The 15,422-nt window shown below is 69.6% G+C and carries 18 protein-coding genes; 11 read left to right on the top strand and 7 right to left on the bottom strand.

From position 1 onward, the window contains the following. Positions 1-109 precede the first annotated feature (109 nt). Complete coding sequence (locus tag ACZ6S0_RS37285) at positions 110-463, top strand: DUF4288 domain-containing protein (RefSeq protein WP_465924033.1); 354 nt, start codon at positions 110-112, stop codon at positions 461-463. Positions 464-845: 382 nt separating this feature from the next. Here ACZ6S0_RS37285 and ACZ6S0_RS37280 read toward each other — a convergent pair whose 3' ends face one another. Then, the gene (locus ACZ6S0_RS37280; protein WP_465924032.1) at positions 846-995 is read right to left on the bottom strand and encodes a hypothetical protein; all 150 of its coding nucleotides are present in this window, start codon (positions 993-995) and stop codon (positions 846-848) included. 154 nt (positions 996-1,149) lie between these two features. On the opposite strand from ACZ6S0_RS37280, the gene ACZ6S0_RS37275 reads away from it, so the two are divergent. Continuing rightward, positions 1,150-1,293, top strand: a complete 144-nt coding sequence (locus ACZ6S0_RS37275; RefSeq protein ID WP_465924031.1) for a hypothetical protein — start codon at positions 1,150-1,152, stop codon at positions 1,291-1,293. An 81-nt stretch (positions 1,294-1,374) separates the two neighbouring features. Continuing rightward, positions 1,375-1,929: a dihydrofolate reductase family protein gene (locus ACZ6S0_RS37270; RefSeq protein WP_465924030.1), complete on the top strand. Its 555-nt coding sequence runs from the start codon at positions 1,375-1,377 to the stop codon at positions 1,927-1,929. A 108-nt stretch (positions 1,930-2,037) separates the two neighbouring features. On the opposite strand, the gene ACZ6S0_RS37265 is transcribed toward ACZ6S0_RS37270, so the two are convergent. The 3 genes from ACZ6S0_RS37265 to ACZ6S0_RS37255 are packed head-to-tail and all read right to left on the bottom strand — an operon-like array spanning position 2,038 to position 5,209. Continuing rightward, complete coding sequence (locus ACZ6S0_RS37265) at positions 2,038-2,790, bottom strand: hypothetical protein (RefSeq protein WP_465924029.1); 753 nt, start codon at positions 2,788-2,790, stop codon at positions 2,038-2,040. After that, positions 2,787-3,746, bottom strand: coding sequence for an ABC transporter ATP-binding protein (locus tag ACZ6S0_RS37260; protein ID WP_465924028.1), 960 nt, complete (start codon positions 3,744-3,746; stop codon positions 2,787-2,789). The genes ACZ6S0_RS37265 and ACZ6S0_RS37260 overlap by 4 nt, the downstream gene beginning before the upstream one ends. Further along, entirely contained in the window at positions 3,743-5,209 is a 1,467-nt protein-coding gene (locus ACZ6S0_RS37255; RefSeq protein ID WP_465924027.1) for an alpha/beta hydrolase, read from the bottom strand. Before ACZ6S0_RS37255 ends, ACZ6S0_RS37260 begins: the two co-directional genes overlap by 4 nt. A gap of 166 nt (positions 5,210-5,375) precedes the next feature. Here ACZ6S0_RS37255 and ACZ6S0_RS37250 point away from each other — a divergent pair, with 166 nt between their 5' ends. The 3 genes from ACZ6S0_RS37250 (at position 5,376) to ACZ6S0_RS37240 (ending at position 9,064) form a co-directional block, all read left to right on the top strand. Beyond that, positions 5,376-6,524: a sensor histidine kinase gene (locus ACZ6S0_RS37250; protein ID WP_465924026.1), complete on the top strand. Its 1,149-nt coding sequence runs from the start codon at positions 5,376-5,378 to the stop codon at positions 6,522-6,524. A 508-nt stretch (positions 6,525-7,032) separates the two neighbouring features. Further along, positions 7,033-7,671 carry a response regulator gene (locus ACZ6S0_RS37245; protein WP_465924025.1) on the top strand — a complete coding sequence of 213 codons (639 nt, stop codon included), beginning with the start codon at positions 7,033-7,035 and terminating at the stop codon, positions 7,669-7,671. A gap of 265 nt (positions 7,672-7,936) precedes the next feature. After that, positions 7,937-9,064, top strand: a complete 1,128-nt coding sequence (locus ACZ6S0_RS37240; RefSeq protein WP_465924024.1) for an SMI1/KNR4 family protein — start codon at positions 7,937-7,939, stop codon at positions 9,062-9,064. Between the two features lie 340 nt (positions 9,065-9,404). On the opposite strand, the gene ACZ6S0_RS37235 is transcribed toward ACZ6S0_RS37240, so the two are convergent. Further along, positions 9,405-10,010 (bottom strand): helix-turn-helix domain-containing protein, encoded by a 606-nt coding sequence (locus tag ACZ6S0_RS37235; protein ID WP_465924023.1) that lies wholly within the window; start codon positions 10,008-10,010, stop codon positions 9,405-9,407. 134 nt (positions 10,011-10,144) lie between these two features. Between ACZ6S0_RS37235 and ACZ6S0_RS37230 the strand changes: the two genes are divergently transcribed. Next, complete coding sequence (locus ACZ6S0_RS37230; RefSeq protein WP_465924022.1) at positions 10,145-10,645, top strand: DinB family protein; 501 nt, start codon at positions 10,145-10,147, stop codon at positions 10,643-10,645. A gap of 70 nt (positions 10,646-10,715) precedes the next feature. After that, a complete protein-coding gene (locus tag ACZ6S0_RS37225; protein ID WP_465924021.1) occupies positions 10,716-11,108 on the top strand; it encodes a VOC family protein in 393 nt (130 codons plus the stop codon). A gap of 718 nt (positions 11,109-11,826) precedes the next feature. Here ACZ6S0_RS37225 and ACZ6S0_RS37220 read toward each other — a convergent pair. Next, positions 11,827-12,885: a DUF1648 domain-containing protein gene (locus ACZ6S0_RS37220; RefSeq protein WP_465924020.1), complete on the bottom strand. Its 1,059-nt coding sequence runs from the start codon at positions 12,883-12,885 to the stop codon at positions 11,827-11,829. Further along, entirely contained in the window at positions 12,882-13,271 is a 390-nt protein-coding gene (locus ACZ6S0_RS37215; protein ID WP_465924019.1) for a GntR family transcriptional regulator, read from the bottom strand. Before ACZ6S0_RS37215 ends, ACZ6S0_RS37220 begins: the two co-directional genes overlap by 4 nt. Before the next feature lie 61 nt (positions 13,272-13,332). On the opposite strand from ACZ6S0_RS37215, the gene ACZ6S0_RS37210 reads away from it, so the two are divergent. From ACZ6S0_RS37210 to ACZ6S0_RS37200, 3 genes are read left to right on the top strand one after another with little or no spacing between them, the layout of a single operon-like run. Continuing rightward, a complete protein-coding gene (locus ACZ6S0_RS37210; protein ID WP_465924018.1) occupies positions 13,333-13,689 on the top strand; it encodes a hypothetical protein in 357 nt (118 codons plus the stop codon). Continuing rightward, positions 13,686-14,558, top strand: a complete 873-nt coding sequence (locus tag ACZ6S0_RS37205; protein WP_465924017.1) for an ABC transporter ATP-binding protein — start codon at positions 13,686-13,688, stop codon at positions 14,556-14,558. The genes ACZ6S0_RS37210 and ACZ6S0_RS37205 overlap by 4 nt, the downstream gene beginning before the upstream one ends. Next, positions 14,555-15,355 carry an ABC transporter permease gene (locus tag ACZ6S0_RS37200; RefSeq protein WP_465924016.1) on the top strand — a complete coding sequence of 267 codons (801 nt, stop codon included), beginning with the start codon at positions 14,555-14,557 and terminating at the stop codon, positions 15,353-15,355. Before ACZ6S0_RS37205 ends, ACZ6S0_RS37200 begins: the two co-directional genes overlap by 4 nt. The last annotated feature ends 67 nt before the right edge of the window (positions 15,356-15,422 follow it).

Raw genomic sequence — 15,422 nt, 5'->3', positions numbered from 1 at the left:
CCGGCAGGCCGGTGTCAGGGCCGGTAGAGGAATCCTTTCTGACTACCGCAGGGATCGTAGTTCGCACCGAGCACCCTGTTGCCTGCTTTCGACCATCAAGGGAGGGCCAATGGACGAGACGGAGTTCCTTTATGGCGTGGCGCTGGTTTACCGGACGGAGGTAGCGGGTGGTTACGCACCACCACGTTTCAGTGAAGATGTGACGGTGGTGCGAGCCAATTCGGAGGATGCCGCCCGCCAAGTGGCCACAGTGCTGGGGCGAGCGGGCGAGGTCAGTTATGACAACGCCTTCGGCGAAGAGGTGACGTGGCTGTTCCTAGGAATAGCGTCGTTGCAGTTACTCCAGGTCGACGATCCTGAGGCAGGGGTCACCTTGCTATCACGGTCATTCAACAGTCTTGCCCGCTACCGGGACCTGTTCGGGGCCGATGGCCTGCCGGAAGGACCTCAGAACCTACCGTAAGGGTCCTCGACTCCGGGCCGTCCCATGGACGGTTTCGACTCCAACACAGCGGGACAGGTCGAGTGCGATACGCGATTTTGCGCGTTTCCGCAGAGCGCGGTGCAAGTCTGACCAGCCGACTATGCCCACTATCAGCCTCGGCACCATCTACGCCTGATATCAGCTCCTATGCTAATTACGCCCGGTGGTAGCTATAACGCAGCGCTGCTTTGCGGTGGCGGGGCCGACGTAAGCCAGGACCGATGGCAGCGACGTAGGCCAGGAGCGATGGCGGCATCGCCTGGCAGGGTCTGCGGCGAGCCGGTCGGCGATGAGCAGCAGGAACTCGGCGAGTTCGAGGGCGTAGGTGGTGCCGAGGCTGACAGCGGGCATAGTCGGCTGGTCAGACTTGCTGGGTCGCGCAGGTCTGGGCGCGGCGGTAGGAGTCGGTGCCGGTCTCGACGGTGTTGCCGCCGAAGGCGGGGCGGCCGACGACTGCGGCGCGGAGGCGGGGGCCGGTGAAGGTCTTGGCCCAGCCATCCGAAGGTGGCACATGTTCCTGCCGGAGGATTGCGGCTGCCAACTGGGCACCTGGTTGTCTCTCGTTTCCCTGATTCGTGAGGTGCGAGAGGCGTTGTTAGGCTCTGCCTTCATCCTCCGCTTGCGGCCGCGCGCTGGCCCCGGGACCGGTGACGTTGATCAATGCCGTGTTGATCAACGTCCTCGCTCACGCGGGCTTCACCGGCCACGACGACACCGACGTCCTGGAAGGCCGCTCGACCTTCGGCCTTGAGCCCGTACTGAGCGGCCTGGCCGTCCGGCACGAACTCGGTCCGTCCGGAAGCCGGTAGTTTGGCCGCCCTGCCTGCGATGAGTTTCGGCGCGCCACCGGGTCTCCACTCCGGACGACCTCAACGACCAAGGGAGAGTTGATGGGCAAGATCATCTACTGGATGAACACCTCGATCGACGGCTACATCGAGGATCTCGACGGTGGCATGGACTTTCTGGACCCGGCCGAGGACTTTCAGCATGCGGCGAGCGACCATGTCCGCCGGATAACGGCGTTCCTGTTCGGGCGGCGGCTGTATGAGGCGATGGAAAAGCCCTGGACGCAGGACCTCGGCAAGGAAGGCGCCCCGGCCGTCGAGCGGGAGTTCGCCCAGCTCTACAAGGAGACGCCGCGCTACGTCTTCTCCGACACCCTCCAGACCGTCCCCGAAGGGGTCACGATCGTCCGTCGCAAGGACGCCGTGTCCGTGGTGACGCGCCTCAAGCAGGAGCTCGACGGCACCCTCCAACTCGGTGGCGCCGAGTTGGCCGTCTCCCTGCTGGACCTGATCGACGAGTTCTGGGTGTACGCGCTCCCCGTGATCATCGGGGGCGGCAAGCCGTACCTGCCCGTGGGCGAGAAGCTGCGGCTGCGTCTGGTCGAGCACCGTACCTTCGCCTCAGGAATCATGTTCCGGCGCTACGTACGGCCCTGACCGGCCAGGAGTGGACCCCGCGCGGGCGCACCCACGAGGGTCGGACTGGGCGGGCATAGACGGGCAGATCACGCGGACCTCGCGCGGGCGCACCCACGAGAGGTCCGGTCAGGCGTCGCGGCGGTTGATCGCCAGGGCTGCCAGCAGGAGGGAGAGCACGACGTAACCCACCAGGATGCCGGCGGCCGTCAAGGGACCGAAGGCCCCGGCGTCGGGTAAGGCGGCCAGTTGCCGCGCCAGCGACGGAATCGTCAGGGAGCTGATCCAGTCGTTCCACGGAGCCGGGAGGAAGCGCTCGAGCACGGTCGGGGACAGCGGGAGGACGACCAGCGCGATGAGCGCTCCCGGCGTCGAACGCAGGACCGTGGCCAGGCCCAGCCCCATCACCCCGGCGACGGCGGAGCCGGCCCCGGTGGTCAGGACCTCGGCCAGGGCCGCATGTTCGGCGAACGAGGCGCCGATCGGACGCCCGGCCACCACGGCCTGTGCGGTGAAGTAGGTGGCGAACGCCAGCACCTGGCCCCCGACAAGGGCCACGGCGGCCACCACGGCGGCCTTGGCCACAAGGAGCGTCCACCGGCTCCGGATCGTGGTCAGCGTGAGCCTGATCATGCCGGTGGTGTATTCGCCGGAGATGGCGAACACGCCCAGCATGCCGAACAGCACAGGGGGAATGTCGGCGCTGAGGCTGAGACCCGTGCCGACGGGCTCGCCGCCGGGGCCGTTGGTGTCGAAGTAACACGAGATCGAGTACGCGGCGAAGCCGGTGAGCGCAAGGGCCGAGAGCGTGGAGGCCAGGACGTAATAGGTGGCCCGGAGCGAGCGAAGCTTGAGCCATTCGGATGCGACGACGTTGATCATTGGGTGATCTCCATGAAGGCCTCCTCCAGTGAGGTCCGGCGCGACACCAGTTCGTGAACGGCACAGCCGTTCGCCAGGGCGAGGTCACCGATGACGGCCGCGGTCAGGCCGGTCACCAGCATTTCCGCTCCGGCGCCGACGTCTCGCGCGGGGCGGGCATCGGCTCCAGCCGCTACGGACCGACCGGGCACCGGCTCGTCACCGGCGTCGGCGTCCTGGGCCGGGCCTATTGTTGCTCCGGCCGCTTCGAGTGCCCTGGACAGGCGGGCCGCGTGGGGTGATCGGACCAGCACGCCGCTCTGGAAACGGGCCAGCAGGTCGGCCATCGAGGCGTCCTCGATCAGCCGGCCCCGGCCGATGATGATGACCCGGTCGGCGGTGAGGGACATCTCGGTCATCAGGTGGCTCGACAGCAGGACGGTACGCCCCTCGGCCGCCAGGGATCTGAGCAGTGTCCTGAGCCAGCGGATGCCGTCGGGGTCGAGACCGTTGGCAGGCTCGTCGAGGATGAGCACGCCCGGGTCGCCGAGCAGCGCCGCCGCGATGCCGAGGCGCTGGCGCATGCCCTGGGAGAATCCGGCGATCCGCTTGCGTGCCGCCCCGGCCAGGCCGACCTCCTCCAGCACCTCCACGACCCTGCGTCGCCCGATCCCGCCCGCGTACGCCAGCGCCTGGAGGTGGGCGAACGCACTGCGCCCGCCCTGCACCTCGGCCGCGTCGAGCATGGCGCCGACCTCGCGCATGGGGTCGCGCAGGTCGTGTTTCCGGACGCCGTTGATCAACGCCTTGCCCGACGTGGGCGTGTGAAGGCCGAGGATCATGCGCATGGTGGTGGACTTGCCGGCGCCGTTGTGCCCGAGGAATCCGGTGACCTGTCCGGGTTTGACGGCGAACGTGAGCCCGGACACCGCGCGCGTGGAGCCGTACAGCTTGGTCAGTTCTGTGACTTCGATCATTTCCCCACCTTCTGGATGATCTCGGCCGGGCAGCGCGTGCCCGGCGCGGGCAACTCCCCCGTGGTCAGGTAGGCGCTGACGTGCCGCCGCAGGCAGAGATTTCGCGCCCACGACGCGTGGCCGTCGCCGTGCCACAGGACGCGCGCGGACGGGATCTGCTCGGCCACGTGCGCCTGCCCGCGATAGTTGGTGTTGTTGTCGAGCTCTCCGATCGCGAAGAGGATCGGCGGGGCGTCCTTCACGCGCAACGGGTGTGGTGCCCATGACGCGCCCCCGCTGCGGCCCCAGCATCGCCCGAGCTCGAAGCGTCCCTCGAGCCAGCCGAACCTCGGGGCGATCTCACGGAGTCCGGCCTCGATGCCCTGGAACTCCTCGTACGTCGGCAGCTTCGGCATGAAGTCGTTGCACAGGGAGTCTTGGCTCACGGACGTGCCGCCCTCATCCGGGAGCAGTTCCTCCAGGAAGTCGCTGGCGTCGCCGTCGAGCGCCTTTCGGATGGCGGTGGCGAGCTGAGGCCAGAGTGCCGGATTCATGCCTTTGACCGCGCCGGCGTACAGTTGCCCCTCGTGCACCGTCCGGCCTGCCGACGCCGGCAGTGGCGCGCGGCGCGCCCTGGCGACGAGCTCGTCCCACGCCTTGCCGGCGTCCGTGCCGCGCAGGGCGCAGTCGGAGCGGCGGGCGCACCAGTCGCGGAAGCGGGTGAGATGGCGCTCCTGCGTGCGCGCGTAGTTGCGTAGCCAGGGCTCGAACTCCTGCTGAGTGTGATCGGCGGTGCCGTCGAAGTACATCCGGCCGACCCGCTGCGGGAACAGCTCCAGGTAGGCCTGGGCGTAGACGGTGCCGTAGGAGTTGCCCGCGTAGACGAGCTTGTCCTGACCGAGTGCGGCGCGCAGGGCGTCGAGGTCGTGCGCCACGTTCCATGCCGTCATCCCGCGCCAGGCCGATTTGGCCATGATGCGGCAGCTCGCCTGATGGGCCGCATTTTGGGCGGCGTGGGCGTCCCAGTCTTGCTTCGTCCTGGCCAGGAGCAGGCCGTAGATGGAGGCGTCGGGCTCCGCGCAGCCCGCCTTCTTGCCGCTCGCGGGCTCCGACAGGCCGCGCGGATCGATGGCGATGACGTCGAAGCTCCTCTGCAGCTCGTCGAGCAAGCTCGGCAGCTCCGCCTGAGCCTCGGGCTGATTTTTCCGCCTGAGCATCGCCGTGCTGGTGCCGGGCCCTCCGAAGTTGACGACCAGCGGCCCGATGCTCCTGCCCGTCGCGGGCAGTTTGGCCACGTGCACCGAGGTTCTGGGCCCGCCGGGATCGGCCCAGTCCACGGGAACGACCAGCTCAGCGCATCGCAGGCCGTCACCACAGTCCTTCCACACGAGGCCGTGGGCCTGCGCGGAGGCCAGCGCGATGCCGCCGAGCGGCACGGCGAGGCAGGCCGCCAGGCACAGGGCGATGAGTCTGCGTCGGTTCATGGCGGCAACGATGCTGTACGGCGGCGGGTCCGCACATCGGAGCCGGATCCGATCTTTCGGATCGGACCAGGGTCATACGGTGCGAGCGTAGGCGGGCGGAGTACGACCCTGGTCTGACAGCCCGTGCTCCGATTCGCCCCAGGCCGTTCCTCGATAACGTCGACGTGTGAATCTGCTCGCCCGACGGCCGCCACCCTGGCTGCTCATCCTGGCCGACACCGTGGTGGCGGCGGTGCTCGCGGTGGCGTCCACGGCGAGTCCGCCGCCGGAGCTGGCCGCGGACGCCGCGACCTTGGCGCTCTGCTGGCTGCTCGTGCTGCCCGTGGCGGTGCGGCGGCTGTGGCCGGAGCCCGCCTACTACAGTGCGCTCCTGATCGGCCTCGCCGTGCTCGCGCTGCAGACCAACCGGCTGATGCCGACAGTCGTGACGGCCCTGGTCATCTATCCGGTGGCGACCGGCCGACCGGTGCGGCGATCGGCGATCGCCCTGGTGTCGGGCCTGCTCGTCAGCGGAGGCTCGCTGCTGGTCTCGATGCCGGGCCCACCACAGTATCCCAACGGCTGGCCCGACCCCGTCTTCGTCATCGGCACGGCCTGGCTGGCCGTCGGAGCGAGTTGGAGTCTGGGCACGGCGGCGCGCACCCGCCGCGAGTTCGCCGCCCGGGAGGCCAGGAGGCAGGCCGAGCAGGCGGCGACCGACGAACGCCTGCGGATCGCGCGCGAGCTGCACGACGTCGTCGCCCATTCGATGAGCATGATCACCGTCAAGGCGGGGGTGGCGGCCAAGGTCCTCGACAAGCATCCGGAGGAAGGGCGCGAGGCGTTGCGGGCCATCGAGGAGATCGGGCGCGGCTCGCTCGCGGAGATGCGCCATTTTCTCGGCGCGCTGCGCGCACCCGGCAGCACGCCCGACAGCACGCCGCTCCCCCGGCTCGCCGACCTGCCGTCCCTGGCGCAGCGCGCGGCGGAGGCCGGTGTGCAGGTTGATCTGTCGGTGGACGGCACCGTGCCCGACAGCATGGCGGCGGCCGTTTACCGCATCGTCCAGGAGGCGATCACCAACGTCGTCAAGCACGCCGCTCCCGCCCGCTGCCAGGCCAGCGTGTCGGTCGCCGAGGGGAGGTTACGGATCTCCGTGGTCGACGACGGGCCTGGGCAGCGGGTGCTGCCGGGGCCGACGGGTGGGTACGGGCTGGCGGATGGGCACGGGCTGGCGGGTATGCGCGAACGAGCCCTGCTGTACGGTGGCACCTTCGAGGCCGGCCCGCGTCCGGGAAAGGGGTTCGGCGTGCACGCGTCATGGGAGATCCCTTGACCCGCCCGGGAGTTCCCCTCTGACGCGCCCAGGAGTTCCCCCTCGCACCCGCCCGGATGCTCCCCCTCTGACCGGCCCGGACGCTTTCCCCCTCTGACTGGCCTGGCGTTCCCCTTTAGACGGAGGAAGTGGGATGCGGCGCCGGACGCGTTCCGGCGAAGCGCGGGCGTGCGCGAACGGCGGGCCCCTGGCGAGGGCCGCGGTGGCGCATGGATGTGCGTACAGCCGGCGTTCCGAGAAGGCATCGGCGTGGTGCGAGCGGCAGGCGTGGATCGGTCATGATGGACGTGATGACGAGGAGCACAAGCGTGAGCCGACGGACGCGGAGTCGGCGGGTCCGGACTGGGCGACCACGGACGGGGCCGGGCCTGATCCAGACCGGACGACCACAGACCAGGCCGAGCCTGATCCAGACCGGACGACCACAGACCAGGCCGAGCCTGATCCAGACTGGACGACCGCAGACCGGGCCGGGCCTGGTCCGGGTGGGTGCGGTGGGGCGAGGCTCGTGATTCGGGTGCTCATCGCCGACGATCAGGCACTCCTGCGCGGCAGTTTCCGCTTGCTGATCGACTCGGAGGACGACCTCACCGTGGTCGGGGAGGCCCGCGACGGGCGGGAGGCGGTGGAGCTGGCACGTGCAGTGTCACCCGACGTGGTGCTCATGGACGTCAGAATGCCCGAGATGGATGGCATCACCGCGACCGGGCCGATCGCCAGGGACACTCGGGTGCTCATCCTGACCACGTTCGACCTCGATGAGTATGTCTATTCGGCGCTGCGGGCGGGTGCCAGCGGGTTCCTGCTCAAGGACGCGCCGCCGGACGACCTTCTGAAGGCGATCCGGGTGGTGGCGTCGGGTGAGACGCTGCTCGCGCCGACCGTCACCACCCGACTGATCGCGGAGTTCGTACGGCGACCGGTCCGGCAGCCCTTTCACGGGCTCGATACGTTGACGGACCGGGAACGCGAGGTGCTCACCCTCGTCGCCCACGGGCTGTCCAACGCCGAGCTCAGCGTGCGGCTCCAGGTGAGTCCCGGGACCGTGAAGACGCATATCGGCCGCCTGCTGGCCAAGCTCAACGCCCGCGACCGCGCCCAGCTCGTCATCGCCGCCTACGAGGCCCGCCTGGTCACGCCGCGTTAGCAGGCCGCGTTAGCAGGCCGCGTTAGCAGGCCGCGCGCCGAAACACGCGCGCCGAAGCCTCGGGCCCGCGTCGGCGCTTCACCACGCCTGCGCCCACACCGGGCAGGCCACACTGGGCAGGCCACGCCAGGCAGGCCACGCCGGAACCCCGCGCCACGCGCGCCAGAACGGGTCGCACAAGGGACGACCTCGCCGGCACCGGGGATGTCGGTGGGACCTGATGGAATTCGCGGGACCGAATCGTGCGACGTCGTAGGAGCCCACCGTGGACCGTCACGCATGGAAGCCGTTCCTCCAGCGCTGGAGCGAGGAATGGCACCTCGCCCACCCCGACGAGGAGCCGGACGGCGGACCCTGGCTCGGGTGCCCGCCCGCCACCGAAGACGAGGTAAAGGCCCTTGAGGCGCGTCTGGGGTGCGTGCTGCCCCCATCGTTCCGGGAGTTCTTACTGGTCACCAACGGCTGGCGGCACGCGGGCAACTTCGTCTGGAGCCTTCGCGGCACCGAGGAGATCGGCTGGTTGTCCGATCTGGAGCCGTGGTGGGCCGAAGCCTACGCCGACTGGGACGAGGAGGACACAGAGCCCGCGGCGGCGCGATCGTTGCTGATTTCCCTGGAGGCGGACGCCGGCGTCGTCTACCTCGACCCGGGCGACGTCGACGAGCACGGCGAATGGGCGGCTTACGACGTGTTCTCGTGGACGGCCAACGGCCCTGACCGGCACGGCTCGTTCTACGAGAAGATGTACGACTTCTACGCCGGATTCCACGCCCTCGACCGCCCTCCATGCGAAACCCAGCGTGAGTGGGACGCCAAGGTCGAGGAAGCCCGGCTGGCGAGCCTGCGCGGCGAGGTGGACCGTCCGCTGGCCGTGTTCGCGCAGGCCGCGCGTTTCGGCCGTGACCGCGCCTGGTTCCTGGACTACCAGATGCGGATCTTGCTGAGGGAGGAGGGAGGCGACCCGTTCTACCAGTTGCTCACCGACGACGACACCCGGTCGTGGACCCTGGACGAGGGCCTGTTCGCCGCGCAGGCCCTGCCGCTGCTGTTCGCCGCGCACCAACAGGCTCGCCGCTACGGCTCTGGTTCCACGTTCCAGTCCCTGTGGGACCTCGGTCCGCAGCAGGTCAAGCACCTGCTCGCCCGTCATCAGGCGCGGCGGGAAGAACCGGGGTTCCGGCTCTGCTTCGGCAACCCTGAGTTCGACGCTGCCGCGCATGCCGCTCTCGACTCCGGCCAGGACGCCTGGCCGCGCCTGCGCGACGCTTTCGTTCACTGGCGCCCGATGCACGAGGACCATCTCGCACCGATCGCCCTGCTGGCCGACCCCCGGGCCGCCCGCCTGATCACGCCGGAGCGCGGACGCGAACTCCTGGCCACGAAACGGGGCTGAACGCGAGGTCAGTTCGCCGCCGTGAAGCCGAGGGCGGCGGCGCGTGGCTCTTTCCGCTCCGGCGGCGGTTCAGAGGTGAGCATCCCGCTCGGTACCGGGCCAGGCGGGCCACACGGTCCAGACGGTCCAGACGGTCCAGACGTGGGCATCCCGCTCGGCGCCGGTCCAGGCGGTCCAGACGGTCCGGACGGTCCAGACGTGGGCATCCCGCTCGGCGCCGGTCCAGACGGTCCGGACGGTCCGGACGGTCCAGACGTGGGCAGCTCGCTCGGCGCCGGTCCAGGCGGTCCAGGCGTGGGCGTCCCGCTTCTGACCCGTCGCGAATCGGCCTCCGCTGGGCTCACCGCGGGCTCCCGCCGTGAGACGACCGATGAGGCCCGGTGCGTACGTGTGAATGCACCCCTTGCAGACCGAACAGGATGAGCAGCTCGACCGCGCCGCCGTCGGCGCTGCCCAGCCAGTGCGGCAGGGACGTGTCGAACTCGGCCGCCTCACCGGGCGGCAGCGTCAGGTCGCGCTCGCCGAGCACGAGCCGCAGGCGGCCGTTGAGCACGTACAGCCATTCGAAGCCTTCGTGAGTCTGCGGGGTCGGTTCGAGCGGTTCCGACGCGGCGGGAATGATCATCTTGAACGCGTGCACCCCGCCCGGCCGCCGCGACAGGGGCACGAAGGTCATCCCGAACCGTGTGATCGGCTTGAGGTGTATCCGGGGGTCGCCGGTGGGCGGGGCGCCGACGAGATCGTCCAGCGGAACACCGTAGGTACGGGCCAACGGCAGCAGCAACTCCAGGGTCACCCGGCGCTGCCCGCTCTCCAGCCGGGACAGGGTGCTCTCCGACACGCCGGTCGCCGCCGCGAGGACGGCGAGGGTGATGCCGCGGTCGCGACGCAGCGCGCGAAGTCGCGGCCCCACCGCGTCAAGCACCTCGTCCGATTCGCGATCCACACCGCCATCTTGCCAGAACCGCAAGATTCCGTGCCAGAACGCGGCGCGTAAGGCAAAGCTGGGCGCATACCGAACGAGTGCTTCATCCGCCGTACCACCTGACCCGGCTCCCGACCAGGAACAAGGAGACGACCGTGCCCAGCACCACCCGCCGCAACCGCCGCCGCGACACCCCGCCGCCCAGGACAGGAAGCAGCGAGATCGCGACCCTGCGCGGCTTCCTCGACTACCTCCGAGCCTCGATCGCCGCGAAGGTCGAGGGCGCACCCGAACCGCAGGCGCGAGCAGCCGCGGTGCCGTCGGGCACGAACCTGCTCGGCCTGCTCAACCACCTGACCTTCGTCGAACGCACGATGTTCCTCGGGGAGGACGTCACCGACTGGCAGGCCACGTTCCAGGCCCCGCCGGCGGACAGCGTGGCCGAGGTCGTCGCCCGCTACCGAGAGGCGGTCGAGCGCGCGAACGAGGTGCTCGACGGGTGCTCCGATCCGAGCGCGCCGATCCCTCGACCACGACCGGGCCGCCCCGCTCCCAGCATCCGCTGGGCACTCACCCACATGATCGAGGAGACCGGCCGCCACGCGGGCCATGCGGACATCCTGCGGGAACTGATCGACGGCGCGACCGGGCGCTGATCCACCCCAAGGCAGAAGATCTGCGGCTGAGGATCCGGGAGACGTGCCGTGCGGGCGTATCCTCGGGGACGTGCGAATCGATCTTGTGGCGCTGGTCGTGGACGACTACGACCCGGCCATCGACTTCTTCGTCGACGTGCTCGGCTTCGAGCTGGTCGAGGACTCACCGTCACTGACGAACGACGGGCGTCGGAAGCGGTGGGTCGTGGTCCGGCCGCCGGGTGCCGAAACGGGCATCCTGCTCGCCCGCGCGGACGGGAGTCAGCAGGCGTCAGTTGTCGGTAACCAGGTCGCCGGCCGCGTGGGGTTCTTCCTGCGGGTGGATGACTTCGACGCCGCCTACCAGCGGATGACGGCCGCCGGGGTCGAGTTCGTCACCTCGCCGCGGGCAGAGGCTTACGGGAGGGTGGCGGTGTTCCTCGACATCGCCGGGAACCGCTGGGACTTGCTCGGCCCGACCTGACGGCCGCCGGCCTGAGCGCTGTACAGAACGCCCGCTGCCAGGCGCCCTTCCTGATCCGCGACCTCCTGGCTGTGACGTGCCACGGTTGATGTCGCTGCGTCTGCCACGCTCTTGGCGTAGTGGCTGGCCAAGTCGAGTTCGACCCCAGCGATGATCAGTTACTGATCATTTGAGCGCTTCGCGACCCGTACGGTCAGCGCCGGCGGCGGCGCTGGACGTCGGTTTCGGCGGTGATGCGGGCGAAGGTCTCTTCGCCGAGTCGTACGAAGTGGCCGAGCCTGGCCGGGTGCTGGTGGCGGCTCTTGGACTTCGGTTCGGGCGCACTGCGCCCCTCCTGGGCGAGATGCTGCAGGGCTGAGTGCCGCAGAGGGTGCGGGGTCCAGCCCTCCCGGACGGGCTTCCGATGGCCGTGACCGCGAGGAGGCAGACCTTGACGTCGGGAAAGGACGTCATGGAAGGGGCGAGAAGTCATCTGCACCGATGTGTCACATCATGGCCTTCCGCCTACGCCGACCACCGCTTTGACCACTTCACCTGACGCTGGCCGACTCCTTGGCCAGGGGGATGCGGCCGCCGAACTGCCCACCAACATCCCGCACAAATCTCGACGAAGAGACTCGTTCCTGTGCGACCGGCTGGGGCGGCGAGTATCCGACGATCGTGAATTTGTGGGAGGACGCTCAACGCCTTCGCCATCACCTTTGTCGCACTCCTGGCATCAGAGGATGCTCCGCTTCTGCGGCAGGTCGGTGCCGCCGGAGACGGCCGCCAGGACGAACACCGCGATGGCGACGACGAGGACAGCGGACAGAAGCCAGGCGATGGGGTGCCCGAGGTTGATCGTCCAGGTGGAGGAGCCCAAACGGGCGTGGACGAGAAGGGCGGGGTCGCGCCGGTTGGCGTAAACCGTGCCCGCCAGGAACCAGTGCCGGTCATCGTCGCGCTGCGTGATCCCGGAATCTTCCTCTTCCTCACCTGGCACAGCGGGCAGGCGGTGCCCTGCCTGGCCCACCTTGAGTTCAAAGACCAGCCATCCACCCAGCAGCACGGCGAACGGCAGACACACGGCCACCTGCCAGACGACCGTGGCCGCCACGACCCCCCAGGGACGTAGCGCCCAGATGAGGAGGCTGAGGTTGAGGCAGGCGGCCGACAGCAGCGACAGGACGGCGACACCGCGCAGGTAGGTGCGGTAGCGCCGAGCCGAGCCCGTGGGCCTGGCCGCGTCGAGGTCGGGACGGGCCCGCAGCACGATCAGGATCACGACGACGACCAGCAGGGTGAGCGCGGCCTGATACGGCACCGGCTCGAACCGTTCGGCGACGGCGCCGGACCGTCCCCAGCCGATCCCCATGGTGAGCAGCAGAATCACCAGGGCAGGCAGCCCCCACATCCACGGCACGCGGACGGGGTCGGTACGGAACGTGGTGTCCACGGTGACGCCTTGACGCCGCTCGGCCGCCCACCCACCCGCGTTCTTGGTGGCGCGTACCTTGAGATGGGCGCGGTAGTACAGCAGCAGATCGGCGGCGGCCAGGATCCCCGCCGTCACGGCCGGCCGCCCGGTGAGAACCGAGAGCGCCGCGGCCACGGCGGTCATCAGGACGACGAGACGCGCGTAGATCCGCCGCTGGGCGAGGATCACCGGGTCGACGGCCCGCTCGGCGGCCACCCGCACGCCGAACGGCAGCGTCGGCCTGGCCAGCGCGGGCAGCGCCAGCATGAGGCACCCGACCAGCGCGACCAGAGCCAGGCCGGCGGTGATGGACGGCGTCACGACCGCTCCAGGAAGCCGGCCAGGATCGCCTCGCAGCGTCGAATCACATCGTCGCGGTCCAGGCCGTGAACGGTGGCCTCCGCCAGCAGTACGCGCATTTTCTCTTCCCAGTCGTCGGTGAATCCTGGCTCGGGTGGGCCGGTGTCGGCATCGCGCCGGATGACCGCGCCGCTCTTGCGGTTGATCCGGATGACGCCCTGCTGTCGTAGCAGGTCGTAGACCTTGTTCACGGTATGGAAGTTGATACCGAAGTCCGCGGCGAGCTGCCGTGTCGAGGGTAGCGGGTCGCCTTCGCGGGCCTGCCCGCGCGCGATCGCCTCCACGATCCGATCCCGGAGTTGCTGGTAGATCGGGGTCTCGCTGTCCAGGTCAAGTGTCAGCCGCACCCGGCAAGACTATCTGATATACAACTAATAGAACAGATGCACATGGTCGAAAGGAGACGCCATGATCCGGGTACAGGTTCACGACACGACGCTGAGCGTGTGCTTCCCCTCGTGGACACGGCTGTTCGTCAAAGCCGGCCAGGTGAGCGTGCCGCTGGCGGCGATCGCCGACGTCCACCACCTCGACCGGCCGCTCGCCGCGGCCAAAGGGCTGCGATCCGGCCTGGTCGTCAGCGGCCACACCAAGCTCGGCACCTGGACGTCCTTCAGCGGCGTCAAGCAGTTGGTGGGGGCCTATCGAGGTGTCCCGGGCCTGCGAATCGTCCTGAAACACCGGGTCGCGGGCTTTGACGAGCTGATCCTCAGCGTCCAGGACGCCGAGCAGATCCGGCGCCAGTTGACGGCGGTGCGCCAGTGAGCATCGAGGTACGCGGCCTGACCAAGGCGTTCGGCCCCGTGTCCGCCGTCACCGACCTCGGCTTCGAGGTCGGTGACGGCACGGTGACCGGCTTCCTCGGGCCGAACGGCGCAGGCAAGACCACCACCATGCGGATGATGCTGGGGTTGATCGCGCCGACCTCCGGCACCGCCACCATCGACGGCCGGCGCTATGCCGACCTGCCCAGGCCGTCCGCGACCGTCGGCGCCGTACTGGACGGCTCCGGCTTCCACCCCGACCACACGGCCCTGCACCACCTGCGGGTCTACGCCCGCATGGGCCGGTACGGCAACGCCCGCGCCACGCAGGTCGCCGAGTTGACCGGGGTGTCGTCCTTCGCCGACCGCGCCACCCGTACGCTGTCCACCGGCATGCGCCAGCGCCTCAGCCTGGCCACCGCCCTGCTCGGCGACCCTCGAGTGCTCCTGCTGGACGAGCCGAGCAACGGCCTCGACCCCGAGGGCATCGCCTGGCTGCGCACGTTCCTGCGCGACCTGGCCGCCGAGGGGCGCACCATCCTGGTCTCCAGCCACGTCCTCAGTGAGATCGGACAGACCGCGGACCACATCGTGGTGATCCGCCAGGGGCGGCTGGTCGCCACCGGCCCCACCTCCGAGTTGTCCGGTGCGGCGGCCGTACTCGTCCGTTCACCACAGGCGGACGAGCTCAGGAGCGCCCTCAAGGTCTCCTCGGATGTCCTGGGGCCGGACACCCTGCGCATCCACGGCATGACCACCGCCGAGGTCGCGACCGCCGCCGCGGCCCACGGCATCGCCCTGTACGAGATCACCTTCGAACGCCCCACCCTCGAGCAGGCGTTCCTCAACCTCATCGGAGACGACCAATGATCGCGTCCGCTGCGATCGCGGCGGAGTGGACCCGCCTGATCGGCACCAGGCTGTGGTGCTGGGCTCTTCTGGCCGCCCTCGGCAGCGGAGTCTTCACCGGGTTGCTCGCGCTCGTCGGCCCGGAGAACTTCACCCCGCCCATGCCTGGCCTGGACACGGCGCAGGGCGTACACGTGCTGCTCGGACTGCTCGGGTTCACGATGTTCATCCCCGCGCTGCTCGGCACGGCCGCCGTGACCACCGAGTATCGGCACCGGACCATCACCACCACCGCGCTGTTCGTCCCCCGGCGGTCGACCTGGCTGGTCGCCAAGCTCGTCACCTACACCGGCGGCGGGCTCGCCTACGGCCTCATCGCCTCCACGGTCGCCGCCGGAGCCCTCTTCGGAGCCGCCGCGCTCAAGGACGTCACCCTCGGCCTGCCCGCCGGCACCGTCGTGGCGCTCCTGGCCCGCATCGCGCTGGCCATGGCGCTCTACACCCTGCTGGGCGCGGCAGCAGGCGCCATCCTGCGCAACCAGGTGACGGCGCTCGTCGCGGTCGGCGCCTACCTCTACATGATCGAGACCCTCCTGATGCTCATGCCCGGCGTCAAAGCGGTCTATCCCTTCCTGCCCGGCGGCGCCACCGCCGCGCTGACCGGATTCACCTACCTGGCCGACGCCATCGCCGACCAGACCGGCACCTCCGCCACCGCCCTGCTCTCCGCGCCCCTCGGCGCCGCCGTGCTGCTCGGCTATGCCCTGATCGCCGCCGCCATCGCCGTCGCCGCACCGCTGCGGCGGGACATCACCTGACCCCCTCTCCCGCCCGAAGGCGGACGTTCTCGTTACCCCAGGAGCCCCGTTCACCAGGCGAGAACGC

The sequence above is a fragment of the Nonomuraea sp. NPDC051298 genome, assembly GCF_055586305.1.
This window is presented reverse-complemented; position numbering and strand designations above follow the sequence as displayed.

Bases quoted from the DNA above. Each gene is read 5' to 3' on its own strand.
- ACZ6S0_RS37265 (WP_465924029.1), bottom strand. From the start codon at position 2,790: ATGATCAACGTCGTCGCATCCGAATGGCTCAAGCTTCGCTCGCTCCGG.
- ACZ6S0_RS37285 (WP_465924033.1), top strand. From the start codon at position 110: ATGGACGAGACGGAGTTCCTTTATGGCGTGGCGCTGGTTTACCGGACG.
- ACZ6S0_RS37255 (WP_465924027.1), bottom strand. From the start codon at position 5,209: ATGAACCGACGCAGACTCATCGCCCTGTGCCTGGCGGCCTGCCTCGCC.
- ACZ6S0_RS37200 (WP_465924016.1), top strand. From the start codon at position 14,555: ATGATCGCGTCCGCTGCGATCGCGGCGGAGTGGACCCGCCTGATCGGC.
- ACZ6S0_RS37260 (WP_465924028.1), bottom strand. From the start codon at position 3,746: ATGATCGAAGTCACAGAACTGACCAAGCTGTACGGCTCCACGCGCGCG.
- ACZ6S0_RS37210 (WP_465924018.1), top strand. From the start codon at position 13,333: ATGATCCGGGTACAGGTTCACGACACGACGCTGAGCGTGTGCTTCCCC.
- ACZ6S0_RS37270 (WP_465924030.1), top strand. From the start codon at position 1,375: ATGGGCAAGATCATCTACTGGATGAACACCTCGATCGACGGCTACATC.